Annotated in this window: 1 protein-coding gene; it reads left to right on the top strand. The window is 67.6% G+C overall.

Annotated elements, in window-relative coordinates; all coding sequences use genetic code 11:
* Positions 1-213 (top strand): hypothetical protein (locus RRF55_RS29195; RefSeq protein WP_439419480.1); only part of this gene is annotated, 213 nt, incomplete at both ends.

The following is a 213-nucleotide window of genomic DNA, read 5'->3' as shown; positions in this document are numbered from 1 at the left end:
GCGACCCGGACAGCCTGGCCGCACGTGGCCTGGCGCTGCGCCAGGTGCTGTCGCTGATGATCGCCCAACGTCGCCCATCGCACTTTCTGTCCAAGGGTCGCAACGAACTGGCCACCCTCACCGACAGCCACGTGCGCCTGCTGGCCGCCAACAACATCATCGACCGCCCGCTGGCCGATGCCGCGCTGGCAAGCAAGGTGGTGTTTCGCGACT

Source organism: Klebsiella sp. K47, assembly GCF_051858335.1.
Classification (GTDB): domain Bacteria; phylum Pseudomonadota; class Gammaproteobacteria; order Enterobacterales; family Enterobacteriaceae; genus Klebsiella; species Klebsiella pneumoniae.
This window is presented reverse-complemented; position numbering and strand designations above follow the sequence as displayed.